This window comes from Klebsiella sp. S69 (genome assembly GCF_016516145.1).
Taxonomy (GTDB): Bacteria; Pseudomonadota; Gammaproteobacteria; order Enterobacterales; family Enterobacteriaceae; genus Klebsiella; species Klebsiella oxytoca.
On the sequence record NZ_JACVUU010000126.1, the window covers coordinates 1 to 205 of the forward strand.

The following is a 205-nucleotide window of genomic DNA, read 5'->3' on the forward strand; positions in this document are numbered from 1 at the left end:
GCGACAGCACCACTTACGGCGAGGCGTACCACTGGGGGGATAACTACCTGACGCCGGGCGACAGCCATCCGCGCGACCCGGCGCCGGAGAGCGGGGCGTTTTATGCTCGCCTGCGTCACGAGCGCTACCTGAACGACCAGACCCGGCTGAGCGCAAAGAGCAGCTGCGCGACGCTCGCCCCCGGTCAGGAACTGAAGGTGAGCGG

Annotated in this window: 1 protein-coding gene; it reads left to right on the forward strand. The window is 68.3% G+C overall.

Translation table 11 applies throughout. The features are described from left to right. Window positions 1-205, forward strand: a 205-nt coding sequence (locus IAE27_RS29490) for a hypothetical protein (RefSeq protein ID WP_200093447.1), incomplete at both ends; no start/stop codon positions are given.